This is a genomic window from Rhodococcus sp. 14-2496-1d, from assembly GCF_002259365.1.
Classification (GTDB): domain Bacteria; phylum Actinomycetota; class Actinomycetes; order Mycobacteriales; family Mycobacteriaceae; genus Rhodococcoides.
Genome location: NZ_NPFV01000012.1, coordinates 148,993 through 174,304, shown reverse-complemented (window position 1 = coordinate 174,304; position 25,312 = coordinate 148,993). Strand labels below are relative to the sequence as shown.

The following is a 25,312-nucleotide window of genomic DNA, read 5'->3' as shown; positions in this document are numbered from 1 at the left end:
GCAATGACATGACCTCTGCAGCAACCACACTCGACGTCCGGCGAGCCGATGACCGATTCAAGACCAAGATCGGTTGGCTCGATTCCAAGCACTCCTTCTCCTTCGGCAACCACTTCGATCGCGGCAACACCCACCACGGCGTGTTGATGGTGAACAACGACGACATCGTCGTTCCCGGCCAGGGTTTCGACACCCACCCGCACCGCGACATGGAGATCGTCACCTGGGTGCTGCAGGGCTCACTGGTGCACCAGGACTCGATGGGTCACACCGGCGTCATCTACCCCGGTCTCGCCCAACGAATGAGCGCAGGCACGGGAATCCTGCACTCGGAGAAGAACGATTCGTGGCGACTCGGGGAGACCGCCGGCTCGTACTCCGGCAAGCACGGCGATCCCGTTCGCTTCGTGCAGATGTGGGTGGTGCCCGACGAACAGGGCATCACCCCCGGCTACGAGCAGCTCGAGATCGACGGCGAATTGCTCAGTGGCGGTTTGGTTCCCGTGGCATCAGGAATGGCACACCACGCCGACCACGCAGCCATTCGCATCAAGAACAAGTACGCCGCCATGCACGTGGCGCGCTTGCAGTCCGGGCAGGCTCCCGTCGAGATACCCGACGCCCCGTTCGTGCACATCTTCGTCGCCCGGGGCGAAGCGATGCTCGAGGGCGTCGGACCACTGGCCGAGGGTGATGCCGTGCGCGTCAGCGGAGGCGGCGGTCAGAAGCTGAGCACCGCGACCGGAGCCGAAGTGATCGTGTGGGAGATGCACGCGGCGATCGCCGGCTAGTCGGTCTCTCGATGCGGGCGGAAGGAATGCTCTTCGTGATCGAGTTCGTGCTCGAGACTCCGCATGCTGTTGTCCGGCAGCCGGCCGGCGTCTCGCCAGCACAGCAGCTCCTCCCGCTCGACGTCGAGTATGCGGCGACGTGTGGTCATCGCGGCAATTTGCTCGGGTGAGATGACCGCATCGCCGATCTCGGACTCGTCGAGGTGATCCAGACGGCGATGGTAGCGGTCGATACGGTGCTCCAACTCGCGGCGCAGTATCTCGCGACCCTCGTCGTCCAGGTTCTCCTCGTCCGCAATCCGGTCCAACTGTGACAGAGCAGCTTTCGTCGAACCCTCCCGTGCTTCGTTGCGTAGACGTGCCTCTGCGGCGGGATCGGCCACGACGTTCAACCTGCGCACCAGCGGAGCGAAAGTCAATCCCTGACCGATCACCGTCACCAGCACGACGAGAAATGCACAGAACAGCAGCAGATCTCGGCTCTCGAACGGCTCGCCCGAGTCGATGGTCAGCGGCAACGTGAAGACGGCAGCGACGGTGATGACTCCGCGAGTGCCTGCCCAACTCATCACCACCGCCTCGCGGGCGGACAGCCCGGTGGTCAGGAGCCACAGCGGCCGCAGCAACAGGACGCCGGCGAGCGTCACCGTGACTGCGAGGGCGATGGTCGTCCCCGAGTAGGCCGACAGGCCGCCGACAACGGTGGGCAATTGCTCGCCGATCAACAAGAACACGAAGCCCTCGAGAAGCAGATCGATCAGCCTCCACACGGCACTGGTCTGCAGGCGACTGGCTCCGGAGATGGCGTGACGGGTGTGGTGACCGATCACCAGTGCTGCGACGACGACGGCCAACACCCCGGACGCATGCACTTCTTCGGCCGCGAGGTACGCGAGGAACGGTGTAGCCAGCGAAACGATGTTGAGCAGCAGCGAATCGTGAACGAACCGCTGTACCAGCCGAATCGCCAGTGCGACGATCAGTCCGACGACGATGCCGCCTGCTGCGGCGAGCACGAACAATCCCCCGGCGTGAGCGGCTGTCATGTCCTGACTCGAGATCGCGGCGATCGCCACGGTCAGCATCGTCAGTGCGGTCGCGTCGTTCAGCAGTCCCTCGCCCTCTATCAGGGTCACCAGTTTCGGTGGGATGCCTGCGCGTCGACCCACCGCCAGCGCCGCGACCGGGTCCGGTGGTGCCACGGCGGCACCGAGCGCCATACCAGCGGCCAGCGTGATCCCCGGAACGAGCAACCACAGACCGACGCCGACGAGGGCAGCCGTCGCCACGACGAGGGCGACCGACAAACTCAAGATGGTCCACACGTTGCGGCGGATGGCGATCAAGGAGGAGTTCAGAGCGGCGCTGTAGAGCAGCGGCGGAATCACCAGGGTCAGCACGAGCTCGGGGTCGAGAACGATGTCGGGCAACGCCGACGCCGAGACGGCCAGGCCGGCGAGCGTCAACAACGCTGCCGCGGGGAGTGTCGTCTTCTTCGAGATCACCTGTGCGGCGACGATCAGGCCTGTGGCTGCCAGGACGAGACCGAGTGTCTCTACCACGGTAGGTCGAGAGGGAAATAGTTCACCCAGCTGTATTCCCGCAGGTCAGCGGTTCAAACTACCTCTTCAGTCCGAACATCTTCGCGATCGTCTTCTCCATGAAGGTCGCAGGCAGCAGCCGCCGCGCGAGAAACACGACCGGTGCATTGCTTCCTCTGGCGTACAACGGTTTCGGCTTGTCGGCCTCGATGGCCTTCACTACTACCTCGGCGACGTCCTCGGCGGAGATGCCGGTTCCTTCCTTGCGGTCCAGCGACGAGATGGCGGTGTGGAAGTCGTCTCGATGGACCGAATCCGGTGCGATGTACTTGGTTCGGCGCTCACTGATTCCGGTGTTGATCGAGCCCGGCTCGACGGTGGTCATCCACACACCGAAGGGCGAGAGTTCCAGACGCGCCGCATCGGAGAAGCCCTTGATGGCGGCTTTCGTGGAGGCGTAGGACGAGCGATAGGCAAGCGGGAAGCTGGCCAGCATCGATCCGACCATCACGATGCGGCCGTAACCACGATCGCGCATCCCGGGAATGACACCTTGCGACAGCGTCACTGCGCCGAAGACGTTCAACTGGAAGAGTCGCTCGATGGCATCGGTCGGTAGCTCCTCGAAGGGCCCGGACTGGCTCTCACCGGCGTTGTTGACCAGGACGTCGACGTCCCCGAGATCGGCGACGAAGGTGCGGATCGAGTCGGCATCGGTGAGATCGAGAGCGCGATACTCGACACCGGTGGCTCGCTGCGCGTCGGTCATCGAGGCCGGATTGCGGGAGGTACCGATCACTCGATATCCCCGGGCGACGAGCGCCTGCGCAACCGCGCGTCCGATACCCGACGAGGCTCCGGTCACCACTGCCGTGCGATTCATGCCCAGATGGTACCGACGCGGTCAATCCGTACCACGTGACGATCCGATCCATACCGGTTAGTCTCTTATCTGTGCAAACGAATTCTGTTGCCCTGCTGACGCGCGGATGGCGGTCGACAGGCTCGTCGGCGACTCCGACAAGATCCTGCACGAGGTCATCTCACGGTAGGGCGCGGATAGCCCGGCACGGGTTGCCGGCAGCGAAGGTGTGCGACGGCACATCCCGGGTGACGACGCTGCCGGCACCGATCACCGAGTTGTCGCCGATCGTGACTCCCGGGCACACGATGACCCCGCCGCCCAGCCAGACGTTGTTCCCTATGGTGATGGGAAGAGCACTCTCCCAGCGTGTTCGGCGCGCCTCGTGATCCTCCATGGGGTGCAGCGCCGTCAGCAGTTGTGCCCGTGGGCCGATCGATACATCGTCACCGATGGTGATGGGTGCACAGTCCAACAGGATGGCGTCGTAGTTGAGGAAACTGTTGGATCCGATGGAAATGTATGTGCCGTAATCGCATTGGAACCTGGGCATGATCCACGAATCCGCTCCGATGGATCCGAGCAGCTCGCCGAGAATCTCGCGTCGTTCTTTGTTCTGATCTGCCTCGGTTGCGTTGAATCGGTCGAGCAGCTTTCCGCACGCCACCCGGGACGCAACCAGGTCGGGATCACTGTCTCGGTACAGCTCTCCGCGCAGCATCCGATCCCGGTTCTCGCCCATGGACGACAGGCTACCGATCGGTCGACTTCTCGAACAGGGCCACGCTGAACCACGCACTGCCGTCGGCGAACTCGTGTCGGCCGACGTGGCGGAAACCCTGATTCAGGTAGTAATTGCACAACGCACCGTTGGTTTCGGCGCAGTCCAGACGCAGCAACGCGCGTCCTTCCCGGTGGGTCTGCTCCGCCGCCCACTCGAGCAGCAACGCGCCGAGGCCCGTGCCCGCTTCGCTTCTGTCGATCACCAATCCGTGCACGTACCCGGCGAGCCCATCCTCTTCGGGCCAGATTGTGGGATCGGCCCAGATCAGTCTCAGCGCACCGACTATCGGGCCACTCGGATCGCGCCGGGCGACGTAGAACTCTCCTGCCTCGATGTGCGCCGCGACAGTGGACAGGGGTACCTCGCGCGGTGTCCACTGGTCGATTTCTCGAGCGAAGAGCCAGTCCTCGGCTGCGTGCCGCAGGCCGAGTATCGTTGCTGCGTCGGCGGCAGTTGCGAGTTCTACGGTGAGCACGGTGCCATCGTACGGAGGTGGCGAGTCTTGTGGTGAACGTGCTTGTGGTCGAAAGTGGTTCGGACAGAGGGTCCTTGCCCGCGATCGACGGAGTCGACTTCCGAAGCTGCACGATGGACGAGCTCGCCGGTGTGGTGTCGTGGGCAGAGGTGTTGCTGTTCCGAACGTTCGAGACCGCCGATCTGCGAACCGTGTGGCCGAATGCCGAGAATCTTCGCTGGATCCACGCATCGAGTGCCGGCGTCGATCGACTGCTCGATCCGGTTCTGCGCGAGGGCCGATGGATTCTGACGAACTCCGGCGGAATCCTCGACAGGGCGATTGCGGAGTACGTCGCAGGCGGCATTCTGGCGTCGGTCAAGAAGCTGCCGCTGGCGCTTGCTCGTCAGCGCGAGCGGGTCTGGGAACACAGAGTTACCAGTGGTATTCACGGTCGCGCCGCTCTCGTCGTCGGTCCCGGTTCGATCGGCCGCGAGATCGGCCGGGTCCTCGGCGCACTCGGTATGCGCGTCGATGCGGCGGCAACGTCGGAGCGGTCCGGTGACTCGGAGTTCGGACGAATCCGCGATGTTCGACGATTGCCGTCGTATGCGGGTGAGTACGACGTGATCGTGCTGGCGACACCGTTGACCGACGCCACCCGCGCACTGGTCGACGCGGAGGTTCTCTCGGCCATGCGTTCCGATGCAGGCCTGGTCAACATCGCCCGCGGACCGGTCGTCGACGAACGAGCCCTGTGCGATGCCCTCGCTGACGGAGGCATCGGGTGGGCCGTGCTCGACGTGTTCGAGGTCGAGCCGCTACCGGACACGAGTCCGCTGTGGCACATGGACAACGTCATCCTGACCGCGCATCTGGCGGGCGACGCCGACGACTTCGCCGAGCGCCTGTGGGCGCTGTTCGAGGACAACCTCCATCGATATGTCCGTGGTTCGGCTCTGGTGAACGTGGTGGACAAGCAGGTGGGGTACGTACGCCGCTGAAACGGACGACCAAAGTATGCGTAACACGCCGTAGCGTGTACTAAGGTGCACGAGTGCGTGAAATCAATCGTTCGGCCGTTGCGTCGACCAGTCGCGAGGCGGCGTTCGCCTACATGGACGACTTCAGGAACGTCCCGCAATGGATGTTCGGCATCACCCGTTTCGAGCCGACGAGCGAGGTCACTTCAGGACTCGGTGCCACGTACGACGCGACGATGCAGATCGGTCCGAAGGCCCTCACCTCCGTGGTGCACGTCACCGAATGGGTCCACAACGAGAGGCTCACGCTCGAGTCGGTCGAAGGCCTGTCCAACTCGTCCACGTGGTCGTTCTCGGATACGGCAGACGGCGGAACCCGTCTGGACGTTGTGTTCCGCTACAGCCTGCCCGGCGGAATCGCGGGCAAGGTGCTCGGCGCTGTTGTGGAACCCGTTGTGGGTCAGGCGATCAAGCACACGGAGTCGACACTGCGCTCACGCCTGGAAGCGGCCGACTAGTACACGTACTTGTCGAGAGCATCCAAGACCTGGTCGACGGCGAGCCACGCGAACAGGAATGCGCACACACCCAGCGTCAGGTTGGTGAACCAGCCGTTGCGCCACTGCTTCGGCACGCGATCACTGTTGAGCAGTACCAACAGTGTCACCGCCAGGAACGGCATGAACACCGCGCCGAGTACGCCGTAGGCGAGCACGAGCCCGATCGGTTGGTCGAGCCACAGCAACGCCATGGGCGGGAACGTCAGCCACGCGACATACCACCTGAAGTACTTGCCTCCCACTCGTGTTTTCGGGTGACCCTGTTCGAGCCCCTTCAGATTGCCGACGAAGTCTGCGAACATCAGGCTCACGCCGTTCCACACCCCGATCAGCGACGAGAACGACGCCGACCAGAATCCGATGAGGAACACGTAGCCGAACACCGTCCCGTAGCGGTCCGCGAGCACGTCGGAGAGTTGGATCAAGCCCTGATCGCCGGTGGAGATCGCGATCTGCGACGAGTACAGCAGTTCGGCACCGACGATGAGCATCGCGAGGACGAAGATGCCGGAGATGACGTAGGCCATCGAATTGTCGATACGCATGACGCGCATGAATTTCGGTGTGATCCAGCCTTTCTCGCGCAGCCAGTAGCCGTACGCGGCGAGCGTGATGGTGCCACCGACGCCACCGGCAAGGCCGAGGACGTACACGATGGAGCCGTCGGGAATGGTGGGGACGATGCCCTTGACGATCGCGGGGACGTTCGGAACCGCCACTACCGCAGCACCGATCACGGTCACGAACATGATGCCGACGAAGACGGTGATGATCTTCTCGAAGAATCCGTAGCTCCCCAGCCAGATCAGCGCGAAGCCGAGGAGTCCGGACGCGATGGCGACGACCTTGAGATCCAAAGCGGGGAACAGTGCGACGATCGGCAACGCGCTCGACGACATCGCTGCCGCTCCGTAGACGAACCCCCAGATCACGATGTAGGGAGCGAAATACGCCGTCGTCCACTTCCCCAGCGAACGCCAGCCCTGGAAGATCGTGTTGCCCGACGCCAACGTGTAGCGGCCGGCACCTTCCACCAGAACGACTTTCATGACGACACCGACGATGATGACCCAGAGCAGGGCGTAGCCGTAGCGCGAGCCCGCCACCAGAGTCGCGACGAGGTCGGCGGCCCCGATGCCGGTTGCGGCGACCACCAGTCCGGGGCCGACCACCTTCCACTTCGGAGGTGCAGTGGTCTCGGTCATCGATTCTCCTCGCGTGCGGGGTCTACTCAGTGACCTGTCTCACTCTTTACGAAACGCACGGTTCCTGGCAAGTCGACCCTCGGTACCGTCGATGCGGTGACCGACGGACAGCAGTCATCGCGTGCATTGAGCTTCGGCAAGGTTGCCGAGAACTACGACCGGGCCCGTCCCGGCTACCCGGCCGAGCTGTACGCGGACATCGCGGCGGGCGACGGGATGCGAGTGCTCGAGGCAGGGGCAGGTACCGGCAAAGCCACTGTTGCGTTGGCTGAACTCGGCGCGTCCGTTGTTGCGGTGGAACCGGATTCGGCTATGGCAGAGCTGGTTCGGCGGCGCACCGAGAACCTCGACGTCGAAGTGCAGGTGTCGCGGTTCGAGGATTGTGCAGCCCCGGCGGCGGCGTTCGATGTAGTCGTTGCCGCCCAATCCTGGCATTGGGTGAACCACGAGCAAGGAGCTGCAGTGGCGGCCCGCGCATTGGTCCCCGGCGGTGCCCTTCGGTTGTGGTGGAACATGCCGGGCGACCTCGATGGCCCGGCATGGGAAGCGGTCAGGGCGGCCTACGACGCAACCGAGCCCGAAGTGGCGCACCTGTTGGTGCGTTCTCTCGGTACGCAACCGGAGTCCAACGTGGCGCGCGCTGCCGGCTTCGGTCCGTGGACGACCTCGACGTACGAGTGGGTCCAGCGCTACTCCGCAGACGAGTTCTGCGCCATGGCCGCCACGTACTCGAGCCATCTCGCCCTGGACGACCGGCGCCGCGGCGAGGTCCTGGGCGCAGTGCACGCGGCCATCGCCCGCCACGGCTACGTGGACTACCGCTACGTCACGCAGATGGTGACGGCGCAGCTCGACTAGGAGATCGTCGTGGTGCAGACGACGAATTGCCTGGCGTCGTAGGCGAATCCGCCCTCGGGGCATTCGTTGGGATCGGCGGTACCGGTCTTGATTTCGGTGACCTGTTCGACGTCGGTGGCGTCGGGGTCGCCGCAGTCGACCCGTGAGGGCTCGTCCATACCCGCGGTGGGCACGCTCATGCAGCCGCCGACCACCCAGTCGACGTCGAGGCACAGTGCGCCCTGTTCCACACCGTCGAGCGTCTCGTAGTAGGTCTGATTGACGTCTGTGGGGCACTGCTCGTTCTGCTCGGCCTTGGCGATCACCTTGTAGTTCGATTCCATGCTGCCGCATTCGGCGTTGTCGATGGTGGCGGCCGTCATCGTCCCGCCGAGTTGGACGCACTGACCGATCTCGACATCGATGTCGGTGGAGCCGCCGGCGTCGATGCCCTCTTGGCCCGAGACGCCGTCGGTGGTGCTGGTAGCGGCGGACGTCGAGGCGGCTGTGGTGTCGGCAGCGACGGCGTTGCCGGCTTCGGACGATGAACAGCCTGCGGCGAACAGCAACGTGAGAGCTGCACTTGCGACGAGGAGGCTTCTGGACAAAGCAAGCATGATGTCATGACCTTCGGAACTCATCCAGGCGAGGGAGTGACCCTCGTCGGCGGCCCCACGGGCCGCCGATCACCGATTCTTTACCATCGACGGAGGTTTGAACAGCCACAGCTGGAAGTCACGAACGGAACACGATGCGAGCAACCCACTTGGTGTTGTGGACACCCGGAAGGGCAGGAACGATCACACGCGCGGGAAATCCGTGATCGAGCGAGAGATCGACACCGTTGACTTTCAAGGCCAGCAACGAATTCGGGTGCGCCGCTTGATTTCCCTGCAACACCGCACGAGTGAAGGCTCCGTTCTGCTCCAGCGAGCTCACCTCAGCCGATCGCGGTGCGGGTACGCCCGCCAGCGCAGCGAGTTCGGCCAACGGGACACCGGTCCACGTCTGCGTGGTGGACCATCCTTCGACGCACGCGATCGGCAGTTCGGCAGTGCGCTGCGGCATCGACAGCAGCCTGCCGCGGGACAGCACGATCGGGACGGCGTCCTCGGCCGCGCTGCTGATCGTCAGTTGCCAGTCGGGCCCGGTCTGCGCCTCGGTGATCCCGGCTGCTTCGGCCGTTCGGTTGATCTGAAAGTCGTTGGGGCCGTCGCCGTACGAGCGTCCGCGGGGCAGCAGGATCGCGGCCTTGCGCAGTACTCCGCCGACCGTCTGTCCTACCGTCAACACGGCAACGAAACCCATTCCGGCAGCGACCAATCCGATGGCACCGCGTCGACCCATGGTCGCCGGTCGGTCGTCGTTCTTCTGCTCGTCCGGAGCTTCGTTCCTGGCGCGCAGTACGTCCATCAACGACTCCGACCTCAGGGTCCTCCACATCAGCGGGACCTTGAGCGCGAGGTGTACGAGGAATCCGGAGATGAACACCCAGGCACCGAAGTAGTGAGCGGCGTAGAAGTCGAAACCGAACACGTAGTCGTACTGAATGTTGAGAACACCCGTCACGATCTCGAACAGCAGGCCCCCGACCAGTGCCAGCAGCGACAGTCGTTCGAGCGCATGTGCCGGCGATCGCACCGGTGGTAGTTCGAAGAGCTTGGGCATCACCGACCACAGTTTGGCGATGACGAGCGGCACGATGATCAGGCCGAGTCCGACGTGCAGACCCTGCGTGAGCTGGTAGAGCCATGCCGGATTCGTCGGCCAGTCGAAGAACGGCAAGCGCAGCCACCCGACGGCACCCGGCCTGGCCTGGCCGAACTGTGGACCGTACGCGCTGTACGAGAGCAATCCCGTCACGATGACCATCGGCAGCGCGACGAGCAGAACTGCGCCGAACAGCGACGTCAACCACGTGCCGCGCAGCGGACTGGGAAAGCGCGCGAGAGACTTGCGTGCTTCGGCCATGTAGGGCATTCGCTGCCCAGAGGGTGCCGGATGTGTCGCGGCCGACTCCCGTGCCCGGCGCATCGCCTCGTGACAACGTCCCCGCGGGGACGCGTCGGGCATCTGGGAGAGTTTCTGTCGGTGTCTCGTCGTACATTCCTCGAACATGCATTCGATGAATGGGGGCGTTCATGATCGACATGGCCGACGCGGGATCCGAGGCGGGGCGGATCGAGACGAAGGAAATCGAGACCGAAATCTGCGCTCTGGCAGGTCGGATCGCGGCGGCGTCGGCGCAGTATCTGATTCTGGTGGGCGAGTTCGATGCGCGACGCGGATGGGCGGGTTGGGAAGTGCGGTCCTGTGCGCACTGGTTGTCGTGGCGTGCGGGGGTCGATCTGCACACCGCTCGTGAGCAGGTGCGCGTGGCCAAGGCCATGCGAGAGCTGCCGCTGATCACCTCGGCGTATCGGAGCGGCACCATCTCGTACTCGAAGGTGCGCGCGATGACTCGCGTTGCGACGGCCGAGAACGAGGCGTCGTTGCTGCAGAAGGCGCTCGACGCCCCGGCTGCGCACATCGAACGCCTCTGCCGTGGTCTGAAGAAGGCGATGCGTCCGACCAAGGGAAACGGCGTCGACCTCGACCCGTGCGCTGGGCGGTGGCGCTGGGACGAGGACGACGGCTCGCTCGTGTTGACGGCCCGCTTTCGGCCCGAGGACGGTAAGCGGTTTCTCGCTGCATTGACCAGGGCGGAGTACGAGCGCACCAGGACCGACGGCGAATCCGAGGGTGACCGGGCGGCCCCGGCACCGCCCAACCCGGTGCCGGCGATGATTGCCATGGCCGAGATGGTCTGCGCTGCGATGGATTCACCGGTCGTCTCTCCTGCTGCCGAGGTGCTGGTGCACATCGGTGGGGTCGACGAAGCAGGGTCCGACCACGCTCATTTCGACGACGGGCCGGGCCTCGACGACGAGACCCTCGCTCAGGTGCTGTGTTCCGCGGTCATGCGGACCGTCGGCCACGGCCGGCTGGGTAGAACTGTGCGGTGGAGTTCGACGGCGAAAGTTCCGAGCCGAACCCAATTGCGTCAGTTGATCATTCGGGATCGATGCTGCACGGTACCCGGGTGCGGCCGCACCCGATTTCTGCATGCTCACCACGTCACCTATCGCTCACGGGGAGGTGCGACGTCACTCGACAACCTGGTCCTGCTGTGCGGCGAACACCACCGTGCGCTGCACGACGGATATTTCTTCATCGAAGCCCTCGGCGATCAACGCTTCTCGTTTCGCCATCCCTCGGGAACCGAGATCATCCACGCTCCCGCGATGTCGGGAGACGCCGACGAAATCAGGCGACAGTACGGCGGTATCGCACCCGACGCCATCGTTCCGGACTGGGGTGGCGAAGGCCTCGATCTCAGCTACGCGACCGATGTCCTGATCACCAATTGGCAGCGGGCTGCATGAAACGGCGTCGTCGAGGGCAAGTTAGTGTGACGACGAGACTCGGACAAGAAGCGGTGGGACATGAGCGTCGACAGATCATTGGGGGACGAACAGCCCTGGCCGGTGGAACGAGCACCGAGCTGCAGTGACGCGACCAGGCCCGAGGACGATCCCTTCTATGCAGCGCCCGAGGGATACGAGGCAGCTCCACCCGGGACGATTCTGAAGGTGCGGCCGGTCGAGGTCGCGATGTTCGGTCGCATACGCCAGCGCGTCGACGCGTGGCAGCTGCTCTATCGCACCGCTGATCTCGGCGGGTTTCCCCAGGCCAGCGTCACGACGGTGTTGCGTCCGCGCAACGCCGAACCGGTTCTGCTGTCGTATCAGTGTGCGATCGACGGCGTCGCGTCCTCGTGTTTCCCGTCGTACGCGCTTCGGCGTGGTTCCCGGGCGTTAGGTGCCGTTCCGCAGTTCGAGTTCCTGCTTGTACTTCATGCCTTGCGCCGTGGGTGGACCATCTCGATCCCGGATCACGAGGGTCCCGACGGACATTGGGGTTCGCCGCAGGAACCCGGGTTCTGCACGCTCGACGCCGTTCGCGCGGCGTTGTCGTTCGAGCCGCTCGACCTGCATTCGAGTACGCCGGTTGCGCTGTGGGGCTACTCGGGCGGCGGACTCGCGACGTCCTGGGCGGCGGAGATGGCACCGGAGTACGCGCCTGAGATCGAGGTGGTCGGTGCCGCTCTCGGCTCGCCCGTCGGAGATCCGGGGTCGGCGTTCACCCGGCTCAATGCGACGCTGCACGCAGCGTTGCCGACGCTGGTGGTGGCGGGCCTACGGCGCACCTACCCCGAGCTCGATCGGGTGATTCGCGAGCACGTCAACGAGGACGGAATGCGCATTCTCGATTCCGTCGAGTCGATGACGACCGTGCGTGCGGTGAGCAAACTGGCTCGACACGACCTGGACCACTACATCGACGTTCCGCTGGCCGATCTGTTGGCGCTGCCCGAGATCGTGCAGGTGTTCCTGGATATCCAGCCGGGACGAACGGCTCCGACGGCTCCGTTGCTGGTCGTCCAGTCGGTGCACGATCAGATCATCGCCGTCGACGACGTGGACGGGCAGGTGGATCGGTACATCGAGGCCGGTGCGCACGTGACCTATCTACGGGATCGGCTGAGCGAACACCTGTCGCTGCACCCGCTCAGTGCGCCACTGACGCTGGATTGGCTGGCCGATCGATTCGCCGGACTTCCGGTCGAGGAACCGTCGACGCGTACGGTGTGGTCCACGGCGTTCTCGTTCTCGGCGGTGCGTGGATTGTTGTCGCTGACCTGGACGACCATCACAGCGTTGGTCATCGGCATCCGGGCGTAGCTACCCTCGGTTCGATGCAACGAACCTGGATACGAATTCTCACCGGAACGATCGCCATTCTGGGCATCGTGACCGGGCTCGTCGCACTGGGCGTCTACTACACCGACACCCGGGTCAACGTCCTGATCGCGCTGGCGTCGTTCGTTCCGTTGATGTTCATCGCTGTCGTGGTCGGTGCCCTGGTGGCGCTGATCGGTCGGCGCTGGGTCCTGGCGGGAGTTTCTGCGCTGGTGCTTGCCGCAGGCGCATTCGCCTACGCACCGCTCTACATAGCGGACGCGGCACCCGAGGACGCGACGGGCAGCGAGGGCGTGCGGCTGCGTGTGATGCAGGCGAACCTGATGATCGGGCTGGCCGATCCGACTGTCGTGGTCGGTCAGGCCCGCGATCACTCCGTCGACGTCGTCACGATCCAGGAACTGACCGACGCGTCGGTGGTCGGCCTCCGCGACGCCGGCATGGAGGAGCTCTTCCCTTACAGCTACCTCCAGCCGTACGTGACAGGCGGCGGCGGAGCCGGAATCTACAGCCGTTACCCGATCTCGGACAACCGTGAGCTCGACGGGTACGGCCCGGTGAATCTCGCCACCGAGGTCGAGATCCCCGGTTCCGAGCCGGTCACGCTGCTGGCCGTGCATCCCGGTGCCGCCTACATCACCCCGGCCGACATCTGGACCGCCGAATTGGACACGCTCCGAAACGATCTGGCGGCGGCGGCGGGCAGCGGTCCGGTGATCGTCAGCGGCGACTTCAACACGACATATTCGCACAAGAAGTTCCGCAACCTACTCGATGCCGGATATTCCGACGTCGCAGCGCAATTGGGGAAGGGGCTGATTCCCACGTACCCCACCGACAAGGGAACCCCCGCCGTCGTCGGGATCGACCACATTCTCACCAACACCGGTCGTGCTCGTTCTCTGGAACGAATCGATCTCCCCGGATCGGACCACCATGGGTTGATCGGGGAGATCGAGTTCTCCGCAGGCGTCAGCTGACGCGAACGACCTGTTTCCGAGACTTGCCGCACTGCAGCAGGATTCGGACGGCCGCCGGTGTTCCGTCGAGGGACGTCACGATGTCGTTGCGCGTCTGCGCCGCTGCGCCTGCCACCTTGTCGAGGGACGTCACCGCGGGGTCGAGCGTCGCGGTGATCTCGACGACTCTCTGACCGCGATCGGACACCGAACGGCCGGTCGCCGATACGACGCCCTCGTGAGCGGCCAGGGATTTCGCGGCGCTCCGGGCAGCGGTTCCCAGGTCGACGCTGAGTCGGCCGTCGACATCTGCATCCGCTGACGACGCGAAGGCGACGGTGCCGACCGAACGTCGCGGCAGGTGCGCGAGGAGCCACCACAGACCGAGCAGCACGAGGACGATGGCGGCTGCTGCGAGAGCCCAGGGCCACCAGCCTGCGTCGACGGCGGTGTCGACGAAGGCCGCGTCGAGACGTTCGCGGCCGGGAAACCTTCCTTGCTCCCAGGCAATTGCTCCGCCGCCGAGGGCGATCAGGGCGAGGCCGACGACGGCGGTGCTGGTTCGGTCGACCGAAGCGGTTGCGCGTTTCACGATGCTTGTCCTGTCGTTCGCACTCGGGTGCGGACCTTGGGAGCCGACGCGAGTGGGCGGAGGGCGTCGTCCACGGAGGTGACGACCGAGGACTTCAGCTCCGCGGTGTCCGTGCCGGCGACGGTGGCCACCGCGACGGTGACCTTCTTGTTGCCGGCCTTGGCGGTTGCGGAATCGACGCCGACGCTGTCGAGTGCGGCGGTGCGGGCAACGGTTGCGATGTCGCCCTTGCGGAGCCAGACGTCCTGCTCGGAGAGGGCTCGGTGGGTGCGTCGCCGAGGACGCAGTGCAGCGATGACGAGAACGAACCCGACCACGACTGCCGCGATTCCTCCCGGCAGCATCCACGGCTGCGCGGTGAGTCCGTCCAGGCTCGTGGCGGCGGGGCCGACCCACTCGGGGCCGTCGATGGCACCCAGGTTCAGCAGCGCCTCGCGGCCGAGGACCACGCCGGCACCGATGAGGACGAGCGCGAACAGGATTGCGGGTACGGCTGCGGTGGGATTGGCTACCGGCTTCTTGCTTGCCTTCTCGCTCATTGCACTCTCCCTTCTTCACGGGTGGTCTCGGCGGGTACGCATTGGACGGTGACATCGACTCGGTCGACGGTGTAGATGCCCAGTTCGGACAGGTCTCGTGCGACTGCGGCGCGAACGTCAGCGGCTACCTTCGCCAGCGGCGAGGGCCAGGTGACCGCTACCGCGACCTGAGCGCGAACGCGGGAGCCGCTGATCGTCACGTCGGCCTTGGGTAGGTCACGCCCACCCAGGACCCGCAGTCCGGGCTGGGGTCCGGCGACCGCGTCGGTGCTGCGGGCAGCGAGGACGGCGAGTCGCTCGACGGCCTTGTGCTTGATCTCCAGAGAGCCGCGCTCACCGGGGTCTACAGCAGCTGTCTCAGTCACGACCGCGACCACGCATGATCGAGTTCAGGTCCAGTTCGCCGTCGACGTAGCGGCCGACGAAGAATCCGAGGCCGCCGAGCACGATGGCGATGAGGAAGCCGGTGAAACCGCCGGCCGCTGCGGCGATGGCCAGCAGAAGTCCCACGAACAAACCGATGGTTGCAGTGGTCATGGTGTTGATCTCCACTCAGAGTTCGAAGTAGTTGCGCCTGGTGACGCGTTTGCGGATCCGAGCGATCCGCTTGGGCAGAGTGCGTAGCGGGGACGGAATCGGCGAGGCGCGGAATGCCGTCGGCGCGCTCGCCGCACTGGTCGGAGTCGAGGGAAGTACGGCGAAGCGTCTGTCGACCTCGGCGAGTTCGGCCATGTAGCGAGCCGGATCTCCACCGAGATCCGGGTGGTGTTCGCGCGCCACAGCGCGCCGAGCCGCCTTGTAGGCGGCGGCTCGGTCGTGCGCTGCATGCTCGTTCACCTGGTCAGACTCGCACAATGTCCTCGACGGTGACGTGCACGGGCCCGTCGACCATCGCTGCCACTGTGCTGCGCACGGCGTCGGCGGTTTCGCGCACCGCTACCCCGAACTCGAGAGTGACGTGGACCTCGGTGCCTTCGTCGCCGATCCGGATGCCGGCGATGCGTCGTCCGGGAAGGTAGGTAGCTGCCTCGCCGAACATGCCGCCGTGCAGCCCGACGACACCGTCGACCGCCAGTACGGCGTCGGCGATGTCCTCGGACCTGTCACGCTCCGTCATGTGCGGATCGGTCACTGCACTCGGGTGGAGGGAGCCTCGGTGGTCTCCTCGTCGTCCGAGCCGTCGTCGAGGTAGATGTCGTGAACGACGATGTTGACCTCGGTGACCTCGAGACCGGTCATACGCTCGACGGCGTTGATGACGTTGCGACGAATGCCCGCTGCGAGGTCTGCGATGGAGACGCCGTAGTCGGCGACGATGTCGATGTCGACTGCGGCCTGACGCTCGCCGACCTCCACCGAGACGCCCTGCGACTGGTTGACGCGGGCACCGGGGATGCGCTCGCGCAGGGCACCGATCGCGCGGCTCGCTCCGCCGCCGACGGCGTGGACGCCCTGGACCTCACGGGTGGCGATACCGGCGATCTTGGAGACGACGGTGTCGGCAATGGTGGTGCGGCCCTGCGAGCTGACGAGCACGGAGTCCGACTTGGTGGTGATGTCGGTCTTTCCCTCGCCTGCTGCGGATACGGTTGCCTTGGTGTCCGTCGTGGAGCTCATGAATGCCTCTCTTCGTTGGATGTCGTGCAGAGTGTGTGACAGGAGTTGGTCGTAGCTCGATGGTCGAAACGCACGTCCGAATAAAGTGATCTACGTCATAGATTACGTCCGTTGGTAAACCGGTATCGAAGACATGCGTGATCGATGACCGCTACGTGAACTGGGGGCCCGATGGAGTGGGTTGATGCATCGGACCGCGTACTCGTCGGCGCAGCCGCGCTCGGCGAGACGGATGCGTTCGAGGAGATCGTCCGGCGCTATGGTCCGGAGATGTTTCGGTACGCGCGAAACATGCTGTCCGATCAGGGTGCGGCCGAGGAGGTGGTGCAGGACGCGTTCGTCGCAGCGTGGAAGGGGCTGGACAACTTTCGAGGCGACTCGGCTCTGCGAACATGGTTGTTCTCGTTGGTGTCGCACAAAGTGATCGATCATCGACGACGTCGCAGCGTTCCTCCCGCAGAAGATTGGGTATTCGAGCGAAAGAGCACCGGGGCGGGCAGTGATCCCGAGGCGGATGTCGAGGCCGACAGTTTCATGACCGAACTCGGAGTCGCACTGGCCGAACTGCCCTACCGCCAGCGAGCCTGCTGGCTGCTCCGCGAGGTCGAGGGCCTGACTCACCCGGAGATCGGCGCGATCATGACGTTGTCCGCAGGAGCGGTACGTGGTCAGTTGACCAGAGCACGAGCAACATTGAGCGAAAGGTTGGCAACATGGCGAACCCAGTAGAGCCGGATTCGGTTCTCGCGCGTGCTGCCACCGAACTTCGGGACGCACCTCAGGAACCGAATTGGGTGGATATCAGCGCATCCATCATCTCGAAGGTCCGTAATACGACCAGGCGTACGTGGCCCGTCGACAGCGCCTTTCCTGCCGGCTCCGGCGCCGATCCGCAGGACTCCCTGCAGGTCAGCGACCACATCGTCAAGACCACGCTCCGTCGTGCTCTGGCGGACGTTCACGGTGCGCAGCCGACCGAGATCGACCTCCATCTCGACGACCACGCCTGCATCGGTCTGTTCGTCGCGGTGATCGGGGTGTACGGCGACGACCTGCAGGCTGCGGGAGACGAGCTGGCGACCATCGCGATCGATGTCGTCTCGGATCTGCTCGGCGTCACTCTCGATCGCGATGTGGTGGAGATACGCGTCGACGACATCGAGGAGCGGTAGGCGTAAATATTGCGTCATAGCCGCTGGTTGCGGTCGTAAGAAAGCGTAAGGAAACCGGCTGTGGCCGGTAGCGGGATCCAGGATCGAGCAATGACCGAATTGCTCTGTCTCACGGTGGCCGCGTTCGTCGCGGTGTACCTGTTCGTCGCTCTCCTCGATCCGGAGAGGTTCTGACGTGGTTGGGTTCTTCCAAATCTGCGCTGTGATCGTCGTCCTGGCCGTGGCGTACGTGCCGCTCGGCGACTACATGGCCCGGGTGTTCGACTCGTCCCACGACACGCGTGTCGAGCGCCTGCTCTATCGGGTGGCCCGGGTGAATTCGTCCTCGGAACAGACGTGGGTCGGCTACTCCACCAGCCTGCTCGGGTTTTCGTTCGCCGGCGTCGTGTTCCTGTTCGTACTCCAGCGGATCCAAGGCGTGTTGCCGCTGAACGGGGGCCTGTCGGGGGTCAGCCCGGCGATGGCCTTCAACACCGCGGCGTCGTTCGTCACCAACACCAACTGGCAGTCCTACGTCCCCGAGACCACGCTGTCGAACCTGACGCAGCCGCTGGGCCTTGCGGTGCAGAACTTCGTCTCCGCCGCAGTCGGTCTCGCCGTCGCGATCGCCGTCATCCGCGGCTTCGTGCGTGTGTCCACAGGCGGTGAACTCGGCAACTTCTGGGTCGATCTCACCCGCGGAACGCTGCGCATTCTGCTGCCGCTCTCGCTGCTGGTGGCCGTCATCCTACTGACGCAGGGCACCATCATGTCCTTCTCCACCGGCTTCACCTCGACCGGCCTGGACGGACAGACGGTCACCAATGCGCTTGCGCCCGTTGCCTCCCAGGAGGCGATCAAGGAAATCGGCACCAACGGCGGCGGCATTCTCGCGGCCAACTCCGCGCATCCGTTCGAGAACCCGACCCCGCTGACCAACATCGTGCAGATCATCTCTCTGCTGTTGATCCCGGTTGCACTCACCCGCACCTTCGGCACCATGATCGGCAACCGCAAGCAGGGTCTGACGTTGCTTGCGGTGATGGCAACACTGTGGGGAGTCCTGCTGGCGGTCACCCTCTATGCCGAGTCCGGTACTCGCGGAGCCGCGGCAACGGCTGCAGGCGCGATGATGGAAGGCAAGGAAGTACGCTTCGGCATTCCGGCCTCGGCGTTGTTCGCCGTCTCCACCACCGGAACATCAACCGGTGCAGTCAATTCCGCGCACGACAGCATGTCCGCTCTCGGTGGCGGAGCCGTGCTGCTGAACATGCTGTTCGGCGAGATCGCGCCCGGCGGTGTCGGCACCGGTCTGTACGGGTTGCTGGTGTTGGCCGTGATCGCCGTCTTCGTCGGTGGGCTCCTCGTCGGCCGGACCCCGGAATTCCTGGGCAAGAAGCTGGGTCGACGCGCCATCACTATGGCCGCGCTGTCGGTACTGGTGATGCCGATCCTCGTGCTCGTCGGCACGTCCATCACCGTGATTCTCGAATCCACCACGAGTTATCAGGGCAATCCCGGCATCCACGGGTTCACCGAGGTTCTCTACGCGTATGCGTCGGCGTCCAACAACAACGGCAGCGCCTTCGGTGGACTGACGGTGACCAGCGACTGGTTCCAGATCTCCCTCGGCATCGCCATGCTGCTCGGCCGCTTCCTGCCGATCGTCTTCGTACTGGCGCTGGCCGGCTCACTGGCGACGACCAAACGCAGCGCACCGAACGCAGGAACCCTCCCCACCGACGGTCCGCTGTTCGGCAGCTTGCTGATCGGTACCGCGATTCTCGTCGCCGCCCTCACCTTCTTCCCCGCACTTGCTCTCGGACCCATAGCAGAGGCCATGCAATGAACTTGTCACTGAGAACGGCCGTACCCGGAGCGTTCCGCAAACTCGATCCACGGCACTTGGCCCGCAACCCGGTCATGTTCGTCGTCTTCCTCGGCTCCATCGTCACCACCGTCCTCTCGATCGCCGAACCGTCGGTGTTCGCGTGGTTCGTCACCGGGTGGTTGTGGTTCACCGTGCTCTTCGCCAACCTCGCCGAGTCCGTCGCCGAAGGGCGCGGCAAGGCTCAGGCAGCAAGCTTACGTAAAGTGAAGCAGGACACCGTTGCTCGACGACGCACTCCCTCCGGCGCCGAATTCGTCGTCACCGAGGTGGCCGGCGCGGAACTGAATGTCGGCGACGAGGTGATCGTCTCGGCAGGCGAGGTCATCCCCGGTGACGGTGACGTCATCGAGGGCATCGCCACCGTCGACGAATCCGCGATCACCGGCGAGTCGGCACCCGTGGTCCGCGAGTCCGGCGGCGATCGATCCGCAGTCACCGGCGGCACCATCGTGCTCTCCGACGAGATCGTCGTGAAAATCACTGCAGCCCAGGGTGAGACGTTCGTGGATCGGATGATCGCCCTCGTCGAGGGCGCGGCTCGGCAGAAGACGCCGAACGAGATCGCTCTGAACATCCTGCTCGCCTCGCTGACGATCGTGTTCCTCTTCGCGGTGGTGGCCATCGGTCCGATGTCCGATTACGCAGGGCAGCAGCAGGATCCCATCCAGCTGATCGCGCTGTTGGTCTGCCTGATTCCGACGACCATCGGGGCACTGCTCTCGGCCATCGGCATCGCGGGAATGGACCGGTTGGTGCAACGCAACGTACTGGCGATGTCCGGCCGTGCCGTGGAAGCGGCAGGTGACATCGACACGTTGCTGATGGACAAGACCGGAACCATCACCTTCGGTAATCGGCGCGCGACCGGACTGCACCCGGCTACGGGAATCGATGCCGTCGAGCTGGCGCGCGCCGCCCGGTTGTCGTCGTTGGCCGACGGTACCCCCGAGGGGCGCAGCATCGTCGAACTGGTCGAGCGTGACTTCGAATCCGTAACGACAGAAAGCGAGTCCGAGCGCGGCGAGTTCGTGGCCTTCACCGCGCAGACCCGGATGAGCGGTCTGGATCTACCGGGCATGGAGATCCGCAAGGGTGCAGCAGATTCGGTCTACGGCTGGATTCGTGAGGGCGGCGGCACAGCGGACCTCGACGCCACCGTGCACGACATCGCCCAGAACGGCGGTACCCCGCTGGTGGTTGCCATCCGCGAAACCGGTTCTGCTGCCCGCGCTCTCGGCGTCGTCGAACTCTCCGATGTGGTCAAGCCGGGCATCGCCGAGCGGTTCGCTCAACTGCGCGCCATGGGAATTCGGACGGTGATGGTCACCGGCGACAATCCACTCACCGCCAAGGCCATTGCCGCCGAGGCAGGCGTCGACGACTACCTGGCCGAGGCGACCCCCGAGGACAAGCTCACGCTCATCCGGCAGGAGCAGGAGGGCGGCAGGCTGGTCGCGATGACCGGCGACGGTACCAACGACGCCCCGGCTCTGGCGCAGGCCGACGTCGGTGTCGCGATGAACACCGGCACCTCTGCGGCCAAGGAAGCCGGCAACATGGTCGACCTCGATTCCGACCCGACCAAACTGATCGAGATCGTCGAGATCGGCAAGCAGCTCCTCATCACCCGTGGTGCGCTGACGACGTTCTCCCTCGCCAACGATCTGGCGAAGTACTTCGCGATTCTGCCGGCGATGTTCTCCACCGTCTATCCGCAGCTGGGTGGACTGAACATCATGCATCTGGCGACGCCGGAATCGGCGATCCTGTCGGCGGTGATCTTCAATGCGCTGGTGATCGTCGCACTGATTCCGTTGGCGCTCAAAGGTGTGCGGTACACCCCGGCTTCGGCGGCAGCACTGCTGCGCCGAAATCTGTTGGTGTACGGCGTCGGCGGCGTCATCAGCCCCTTCGTCGGGATCTGGCTCATCGATCTACTCGTTCGACACATTCCAGGGATAGGCTGACCATGCGCTTCGTACAGGGATTTCTCCGCCAGGTCGTGGCAGGCTTCGCAGTGCTGCTGGCATTGACCGTCATTCTCGGCATCGGCTACCCGGCCGTGGTCTGGGGCATCAGCCGCATCGGCACCGACTCCGCCGAGGGTTCGCCGCTGCGCGACGCCGAGGGCTGCGTCGTCGGAAGCTCGCTGATCGGCGTCGATCCGCAGGTCGCTCCGGGAGAGCCGGATCCGTACTTCCACACCCGCGTCACCGGGTCGGTGTCGGACGACGACCCGTTCGCCCCCGGGGATCCCGCGGCTGCGCTGCCGACCAACCAGGGACCGTCCAGCGAGGTCCTGGCGTCGTTCGTCGAGCAACGCCGCGCCGCCATCGCCGACCGCGAGAACGTCGACCCGTCGGCGGTACCGCCCGACGCCGTCACCGGTTCCGGCTCGGGTATCGATCCCGACATCAGTCCCGCGTATGCGGCCATCCAGGTCGCGCGCGTGGCGCAGGTCAACGGAGCGTCGGTGACCGATGTCGAGGCTCTGGTCGCCGAGTACACCCACGGACCGCAGTACGGTGTACTCGGTGCCGAAGCGGTGAACGTTCCGGAGTTGAACCTGGCACTACGGGACACATACCGGCCGGGTGAGGAGACAGGCTGTGGCGGACAGGGGTGAGCTGCGGATCTACCTCGGCGCGGCACCCGGCGTCGGCAAGACCTACGCCATGCTCGGCGAGGCGCACCGACTGCGGAGCCGGGGTTGCGACGTCGTGGCCGCGGTGGTCGAGACCCACGGCCGCGCGCGGACGATAGACGCACTCGACGGCATCGAAGTGCTGCCGATGGCGACCGTCCACTATCGCGGGTCCTCGGCGCAGGAACTGGACCTCGACGCCGTCCTGGCCCGACAGCCGCAGGTGGTGCTCGTCGACGAACTGGCGCACACCAACACGCCGGGGAGTGTGCACGGCAAGCGGTGGCAGGACGTCGAGGTACTGCTCGACGCGGGCATCGACGTCATCTCCACCCTCAACGTGCAGCACCTCGAATCGCTCAACGACGTGGTGCAGCAGATCACCGGAGTGCCGCAACGGGAGACGGTGCCCGACAGCGTCGTTCGAGCCGCCGACGAGGTCGAGTTGGTCGACATCACCCCCGAGGCGCTGCGCAGCAGGTTGCGACACGGCAACGTCTACGCCGCCGAGAAGGTCGACGCCGCACTGAGCAACTACTTCCGCGGTGGCAACCTCACCGCCCTGCGAGAGCTCGCACTGCTGTGGATCGCCGATCAGGTCGACGCGGCACTGGTGAAGTACCGCAAGGACAATCGCATCACCGACACGTGGGAGGCACGCGAGCGCGTGGTGGTGGCAGTGACCGGAGGACCGGAATCGGAAACGCTGCTCCGCCGAGCGAGTCGGATCGCCTCGAAGTCCAGTGCGGAGCTGATGGTGCTGCACATCGTCCGCGGTGACGGGCTGATGGGTGTGTCGGCACCGCAGATGGGTTCGGTGCGCAAGCTCGCCGCCGGTCTCGGGGCCAGCGTCCACAGCGTCGTCGGCGACGACGTGCCGTCGACCCTGCTCGACTTCGCCCGCGGCGTCAACGCGACCCAGCTGGTGATCGGCACCTCGAGACGGTCACGTGCCGCCCGAATCCTGGACGAGGGCATCGGCGCGGCAGTGGTGCAGAACTCGGGAAAGATCGACGTGCACATGGTCACTCACGCCGAGCAGGCCCGGCGATGGGGGGTGCAGGTCGACTCGGGACGGTGCCGCATTCTGGCGTGGGTCGCCGCGGTTCTGGTGCCCTGCCTGGCCGCGGCAGTGCTCAGCACGGTCGGTCCGGACTTCGACTCGAGCGGTGAGAGCGCTCTGTTCTTCATGGTGGTGCTGTGCGTTGCACTGCTGGGAGGGGTTGCGCCGGCGGCATTGTCGGCGCTGATCGCGGGCTTCCTGCTCAACTACTTCTTCACCACCCCCCGATACAGCCTCACCATCGCCGAGCCCGACAACTTCGTCGTCACCGTCGTGCTGCTCCTCGTCGCCGTCGCCGTCGCTGCCCTCGTCGACGCGGCAGCCCGACGCACGCGTCAGGCACGGCGGGCGACCCAGGAAGCCGAACTGTTGACGCTGTTCGCCGGATCGGTGCTGCGCGGAGCCGACCTGACCGCCCTGCTCGAACGCGCCCGCGAAACGTACCGCCAGAGCGGAGTGGCTCTGTGGGACAACCAGTCCGGCTCCATCGTGGGTAGCGCAGGTGCGCAGGCTCCCGTCGATCGTGCCGGGGCCGACACCGAGGTCGACGCGGGCGACTTCACGTTGTTGCTCGTCGGCGAACGCACACACGCGCACGATCGGCGGGTACTCGCGGCGGTGGCCAACCAGGCCGCCGGCATGGTTCGGCAGGGCCGTCTCGCCGAGGAGGCCAGCCGAGCCAACGCTCTCGCCGAGGCCGACGCGTTGCGTCGAGCATTGCTCTCGGCCGTCAGCCACGATCTGCGGACACCACTGTCGGCGGTCAAGGCGGCATCCTCGTCTCTGCGCAGCACCGACGTTCAGTTCTCGCCCGAGGACACCGACGAATTGCTCGCGACGATCGACGAATCGGCCGATCAGTTGACCGCTCTGGTGAGCAATCTGCTCGATTCCTCGCGGCTTCAGGCAGGCGTCGTGCAGCCGAGCCTGCGTCCGGTGTTCGTCGACGACGTGCTCGGTGGCGCGCTGGTCGGGGCGGACGACCGAGTGCGTGTCGAGGTGGGCGATGTGGAGGTACTGGCCGACCCGGGCCTGCTCGAACGTGTGCTCGCGAATCTGGTGAACAACAGTGCCCGCTACGCCCCCGTCGGCGACATCACCGTCAGTGCCGCCGCGCACGGTGAGTGGGCCAGTATCTCCGTCGCCGACCACGGACCCGGCATCGCCGAGGGTGCCGAGGACACGATGTTCGACGCGTTCCAACGTCTCGGTGATCGGGACAACTCGGTGGGCGTCGGGCTCGGATTGTCGGTGGTGCGGGGATTCGTGCGTGCGATGGGCGGTACCGTCACGGCATCGAACACCGTCGGCGGCGGGCTGACGATGACGGTCGAGTTGAAGGCGGCGGGCAGGTGAAGGTGCGGGTGCTCGTCGTCGACGACGAGCCGCAGATCGTGCGGGCGTTGCGGATCAATCTCAATGTGCGTGGGTTCGAGGTGGTCAGCGCGGCGAGCGGCGGTGAGGCGCTGCGGGTGGCCGCGAACTTCCACCCGGACATCGTGATTCTCGACCTCGGACTGCCCGACATCGACGGAATCGACGTGATCGCCGGGCTGCGCGGCTGGAGCGACGTACCGATCCTGGTGCTCTCGGCGCGCACCGATTCCGCCGATACCGTCGAAGCGCTCGACGCCGGTGCCGACGACTTCGTCACCAAGCCCTTCGGCATGGACGAGCTGCTGGCCCGATTGCGCGCAGCACTGCGCCGCGGACCGCACTCCGTCGCCGACCCCGTCGTCGTCACCGCGGACTTCACCGTCGACCTCGCTACGAAAACCGTTGTGCGAGATGGTGCGAACGTGCACCTGACCCGCACCGAGTGGGGTGTACTCGAACTGCTGGTACGCAACGAGGGCAAGCTGGTGTCGCAGAAGGACATCCTGCGCACCGTATGGGGACCCGGCCACGAGCGCGAAACGCACTATCTACGAATCTATCTCGGCCAACTGCGACAGAAACTCGAACGTGACCCGGCCTCCCCGGTACACCTCATCACCGAAACCGGTATGGGTTACCGATTCGTGCCCTGAGCGCTAC

Annotated in this window: 29 protein-coding genes; 15 read left to right on the top strand and 14 right to left on the bottom strand. The window is 65.2% G+C overall.

Annotated features, from left to right (window positions below):
* Positions 1–8 precede the first annotated feature (8 nt).
* Positions 9–791, top strand: a complete 783-nt coding sequence (locus CH296_RS09085; protein ID WP_094684544.1) for a pirin-like bicupin family protein — start codon at positions 9–11, stop codon at positions 789–791.
* Here the strand turns inward: CH296_RS09085 and CH296_RS09080 are convergent.
* The 4 genes from CH296_RS09080 to CH296_RS09065 form a co-directional block, all read right to left on the bottom strand.
* Positions 788–2,353, bottom strand: coding sequence for a Na+/H+ antiporter (locus CH296_RS09080; RefSeq protein WP_094646203.1), 1,566 nt, complete (start codon positions 2,351–2,353; stop codon positions 788–790). The two genes, CH296_RS09085 and CH296_RS09080, sit on opposite strands and share 4 nt — an antisense overlap.
* A gap of 58 nt (positions 2,354–2,411) precedes the next feature.
* The gene (locus CH296_RS09075) at positions 2,412–3,215 is read right to left on the bottom strand and encodes an SDR family oxidoreductase (RefSeq protein WP_045197635.1); all 804 of its coding nucleotides are present in this window, start codon (positions 3,213–3,215) and stop codon (positions 2,412–2,414) included.
* A 160-nt stretch (positions 3,216–3,375) separates the two neighbouring features.
* On the bottom strand, positions 3,376–3,936 hold the full coding sequence (locus tag CH296_RS09070; protein WP_094684543.1) for a sugar O-acetyltransferase: 561 nt from the start codon (positions 3,934–3,936) through the stop codon (positions 3,376–3,378).
* A gap of 10 nt (positions 3,937–3,946) precedes the next feature.
* Positions 3,947–4,453, bottom strand: a complete 507-nt coding sequence (locus CH296_RS09065; protein WP_256980390.1) for a GNAT family N-acetyltransferase — start codon at positions 4,451–4,453, stop codon at positions 3,947–3,949.
* Between the two features lie 74 nt (positions 4,454–4,527).
* Between CH296_RS09065 and CH296_RS09060 the strand changes: the two genes are divergently transcribed.
* Together CH296_RS09060 and CH296_RS09055 are read left to right on the top strand one after the other, a co-directional pair.
* Entirely contained in the window at positions 4,528–5,436 is a 909-nt protein-coding gene (locus tag CH296_RS09060) for a D-2-hydroxyacid dehydrogenase (protein WP_256980389.1), read from the top strand.
* 53 nt (positions 5,437–5,489) lie between these two features.
* Positions 5,490–5,933 (top strand): SRPBCC family protein, encoded by a 444-nt coding sequence (locus CH296_RS09055; protein ID WP_032396885.1) that lies wholly within the window; start codon positions 5,490–5,492, stop codon positions 5,931–5,933.
* Here CH296_RS09055 and CH296_RS09050 read toward each other — a convergent pair.
* Positions 5,930–7,180 carry an Nramp family divalent metal transporter gene (locus CH296_RS09050; RefSeq protein WP_094656639.1) on the bottom strand — a complete coding sequence of 417 codons (1,251 nt, stop codon included), beginning with the start codon at positions 7,178–7,180 and terminating at the stop codon, positions 5,930–5,932. The genes CH296_RS09055 and CH296_RS09050 overlap by 4 nt on opposite strands.
* A 96-nt stretch (positions 7,181–7,276) precedes the next feature.
* On the opposite strand from CH296_RS09050, the gene CH296_RS09045 reads away from it, so the two are divergent.
* Complete coding sequence (locus tag CH296_RS09045) at positions 7,277–8,038, top strand: class I SAM-dependent methyltransferase (protein WP_094656638.1); 762 nt, start codon at positions 7,277–7,279, stop codon at positions 8,036–8,038.
* Here the strand turns inward: CH296_RS09045 and CH296_RS09040 are convergent.
* A complete protein-coding gene (locus tag CH296_RS09040) occupies positions 8,035–8,634 on the bottom strand; it encodes a hypothetical protein (protein WP_256980388.1) in 600 nt (199 codons plus the stop codon). The two genes, CH296_RS09045 and CH296_RS09040, sit on opposite strands and share 4 nt — an antisense overlap.
* Positions 8,635–8,752: 118 nt before the next feature.
* Entirely contained in the window at positions 8,753–9,988 is a 1,236-nt protein-coding gene (locus tag CH296_RS09035; protein ID WP_373557276.1) for a molybdopterin-dependent oxidoreductase, read from the bottom strand.
* 170 nt (positions 9,989–10,158) lie between these two features.
* Between CH296_RS09035 and CH296_RS09030 the strand changes: the two genes are divergently transcribed.
* Genes CH296_RS09030 through CH296_RS09020 form a run of 3 tightly spaced genes read left to right on the top strand, consistent with a single transcriptional unit; the run spans position 10,159 to position 13,799 of the window.
* Positions 10,159–11,442, top strand: a complete 1,284-nt coding sequence (locus tag CH296_RS09030; RefSeq protein WP_179277674.1) for an HNH endonuclease signature motif containing protein — start codon at positions 10,159–10,161, stop codon at positions 11,440–11,442.
* Positions 11,443–11,502: 60 nt separating this feature from the next.
* Positions 11,503–12,801, top strand: a complete 1,299-nt coding sequence (locus CH296_RS09025; protein WP_094682472.1) for a lipase family protein — start codon at positions 11,503–11,505, stop codon at positions 12,799–12,801.
* 14 nt (positions 12,802–12,815) lie between these two features.
* Positions 12,816–13,799, top strand: coding sequence for an endonuclease/exonuclease/phosphatase family protein (locus CH296_RS09020; protein WP_094629089.1), 984 nt, complete (start codon positions 12,816–12,818; stop codon positions 13,797–13,799).
* Here the strand turns inward: CH296_RS09020 and CH296_RS09015 are convergent.
* From CH296_RS09015 to CH296_RS08985, 7 genes are read right to left on the bottom strand one after another with little or no spacing between them, the layout of a single operon-like run.
* Positions 13,792–14,370, bottom strand: coding sequence for a hypothetical protein (locus CH296_RS09015; RefSeq protein ID WP_094629090.1), 579 nt, complete (start codon positions 14,368–14,370; stop codon positions 13,792–13,794). The two genes, CH296_RS09020 and CH296_RS09015, sit on opposite strands and share 8 nt — an antisense overlap.
* Complete coding sequence (locus CH296_RS09010) at positions 14,367–14,909, bottom strand: DUF6286 domain-containing protein (RefSeq protein ID WP_094684538.1); 543 nt, start codon at positions 14,907–14,909, stop codon at positions 14,367–14,369. The genes CH296_RS09015 and CH296_RS09010 overlap by 4 nt, the downstream gene beginning before the upstream one ends.
* Positions 14,906–15,274, bottom strand: coding sequence for an Asp23/Gls24 family envelope stress response protein (locus tag CH296_RS09005; RefSeq protein WP_158462582.1), 369 nt, complete (start codon positions 15,272–15,274; stop codon positions 14,906–14,908). Before CH296_RS09005 ends, CH296_RS09010 begins: the two co-directional genes overlap by 4 nt.
* Entirely contained in the window at positions 15,267–15,446 is a 180-nt protein-coding gene (locus CH296_RS09000; RefSeq protein WP_032397316.1) for a hypothetical protein, read from the bottom strand. The genes CH296_RS09005 and CH296_RS09000 overlap by 8 nt, the downstream gene beginning before the upstream one ends.
* Positions 15,447–15,461: 15 nt before the next feature.
* A complete protein-coding gene (locus CH296_RS08995) occupies positions 15,462–15,746 on the bottom strand; it encodes a hypothetical protein (RefSeq protein ID WP_094684537.1) in 285 nt (94 codons plus the stop codon).
* Positions 15,747–15,750: 4 nt separating this feature from the next.
* On the bottom strand, positions 15,751–16,026 hold the full coding sequence (locus tag CH296_RS08990) for an Asp23/Gls24 family envelope stress response protein (protein WP_032397315.1): 276 nt from the start codon (positions 16,024–16,026) through the stop codon (positions 15,751–15,753).
* 11 nt (positions 16,027–16,037) lie between these two features.
* Positions 16,038–16,526, bottom strand: a complete 489-nt coding sequence (locus CH296_RS08985) for an Asp23/Gls24 family envelope stress response protein (protein WP_032396878.1) — start codon at positions 16,524–16,526, stop codon at positions 16,038–16,040.
* A gap of 171 nt (positions 16,527–16,697) precedes the next feature.
* On the opposite strand from CH296_RS08985, the gene CH296_RS08980 reads away from it, so the two are divergent.
* From CH296_RS08980 to CH296_RS08945, 8 genes are read left to right on the top strand one after another with little or no spacing between them, the layout of a single operon-like run.
* Positions 16,698–17,255, top strand: coding sequence for an RNA polymerase sigma factor (locus CH296_RS08980; protein ID WP_094629092.1), 558 nt, complete (start codon positions 16,698–16,700; stop codon positions 17,253–17,255).
* Entirely contained in the window at positions 17,240–17,698 is a 459-nt protein-coding gene (locus CH296_RS08975; protein WP_045197616.1) for a hypothetical protein, read from the top strand. Before CH296_RS08980 ends, CH296_RS08975 begins: the two co-directional genes overlap by 16 nt.
* Before the next feature lie 60 nt (positions 17,699–17,758).
* On the top strand, positions 17,759–17,872 hold the full coding sequence (locus CH296_RS08970) for a potassium-transporting ATPase subunit F (RefSeq protein WP_230596946.1): 114 nt from the start codon (positions 17,759–17,761) through the stop codon (positions 17,870–17,872).
* 1 nt (position 17,873) lies between these two features.
* On the top strand, positions 17,874–19,526 hold the full coding sequence (gene kdpA, locus CH296_RS08965; protein WP_094629093.1) for a potassium-transporting ATPase subunit KdpA: 1,653 nt from the start codon (positions 17,874–17,876) through the stop codon (positions 19,524–19,526).
* Positions 19,523–21,535: a potassium-transporting ATPase subunit KdpB gene (kdpB, locus tag CH296_RS08960; protein WP_094629094.1), complete on the top strand. Its 2,013-nt coding sequence runs from the start codon at positions 19,523–19,525 to the stop codon at positions 21,533–21,535. Before kdpA ends, kdpB begins: the two co-directional genes overlap by 4 nt.
* Positions 21,536–21,537: 2 nt before the next feature.
* Positions 21,538–22,194 carry a potassium-transporting ATPase subunit C gene (locus CH296_RS08955; RefSeq protein WP_032396873.1) on the top strand — a complete coding sequence of 219 codons (657 nt, stop codon included), beginning with the start codon at positions 21,538–21,540 and terminating at the stop codon, positions 22,192–22,194.
* Complete coding sequence (locus CH296_RS08950) at positions 22,178–24,631, top strand: sensor histidine kinase KdpD (protein WP_094684536.1); 2,454 nt, start codon at positions 22,178–22,180, stop codon at positions 24,629–24,631. Before CH296_RS08955 ends, CH296_RS08950 begins: the two co-directional genes overlap by 17 nt.
* A complete protein-coding gene (locus CH296_RS08945) occupies positions 24,628–25,305 on the top strand; it encodes a response regulator (protein WP_032396871.1) in 678 nt (225 codons plus the stop codon). Before CH296_RS08950 ends, CH296_RS08945 begins: the two co-directional genes overlap by 4 nt.
* Positions 25,306–25,312 lie beyond the last annotated feature (7 nt).

What these genes read in the sequence shown, in the direction of transcription:
- CH296_RS09085 (WP_094684544.1), top strand. Translation starts at nt 9, where the DNA reads ATGACCTCTGCAGCAACCACACTCGACGTCCGGCGAGCCGATGACCGA.
- CH296_RS09075 (WP_045197635.1), bottom strand. Translation starts at nt 3,215, where the DNA reads ATGAATCGCACGGCAGTGGTGACCGGAGCCTCGTCGGGTATCGGACGC.
- CH296_RS09070 (WP_094684543.1), bottom strand. Translation starts at nt 3,936, where the DNA reads ATGGGCGAGAACCGGGATCGGATGCTGCGCGGAGAGCTGTACCGAGAC.
- CH296_RS09050 (WP_094656639.1), bottom strand. Translation starts at nt 7,180, where the DNA reads ATGACCGAGACCACTGCACCTCCGAAGTGGAAGGTGGTCGGCCCCGGA.
- CH296_RS09040 (WP_256980388.1), bottom strand. Translation starts at nt 8,634, where the DNA reads ATGCTTGCTTTGTCCAGAAGCCTCCTCGTCGCAAGTGCAGCTCTCACG.
- CH296_RS09035 (WP_373557276.1), bottom strand. Translation starts at nt 9,988, where the DNA reads ATGGCCGAAGCACGCAAGTCTCTCGCGCGCTTTCCCAGTCCGCTGCGC.
- CH296_RS09030 (WP_179277674.1), top strand. Translation starts at nt 10,159, where the DNA reads ATGATCGACATGGCCGACGCGGGATCCGAGGCGGGGCGGATCGAGACG.
- CH296_RS09025 (WP_094682472.1), top strand. Translation starts at nt 11,503, where the DNA reads ATGAGCGTCGACAGATCATTGGGGGACGAACAGCCCTGGCCGGTGGAA.
- CH296_RS09020 (WP_094629089.1), top strand. Translation starts at nt 12,816, where the DNA reads ATGCAACGAACCTGGATACGAATTCTCACCGGAACGATCGCCATTCTG.
- CH296_RS09010 (WP_094684538.1), bottom strand. Translation starts at nt 14,909, where the DNA reads ATGAGCGAGAAGGCAAGCAAGAAGCCGGTAGCCAATCCCACCGCAGCC.
- CH296_RS09000 (WP_032397316.1), bottom strand. Translation starts at nt 15,446, where the DNA reads ATGACCACTGCAACCATCGGTTTGTTCGTGGGACTTCTGCTGGCCATC.
- CH296_RS08990 (WP_032397315.1), bottom strand. Translation starts at nt 16,026, where the DNA reads ATGACGGAGCGTGACAGGTCCGAGGACATCGCCGACGCCGTACTGGCG.
- CH296_RS08985 (WP_032396878.1), bottom strand. Translation starts at nt 16,526, where the DNA reads ATGAGCTCCACGACGGACACCAAGGCAACCGTATCCGCAGCAGGCGAG.
- CH296_RS08980 (WP_094629092.1), top strand. Translation starts at nt 16,698, where the DNA reads ATGGAGTGGGTTGATGCATCGGACCGCGTACTCGTCGGCGCAGCCGCG.
- CH296_RS08975 (WP_045197616.1), top strand. Translation starts at nt 17,240, where the DNA reads ATGGCGAACCCAGTAGAGCCGGATTCGGTTCTCGCGCGTGCTGCCACC.
- kdpB (WP_094629094.1), top strand. Translation starts at nt 19,523, where the DNA reads ATGAACTTGTCACTGAGAACGGCCGTACCCGGAGCGTTCCGCAAACTC.
- CH296_RS08955 (WP_032396873.1), top strand. Translation starts at nt 21,538, where the DNA reads ATGCGCTTCGTACAGGGATTTCTCCGCCAGGTCGTGGCAGGCTTCGCA.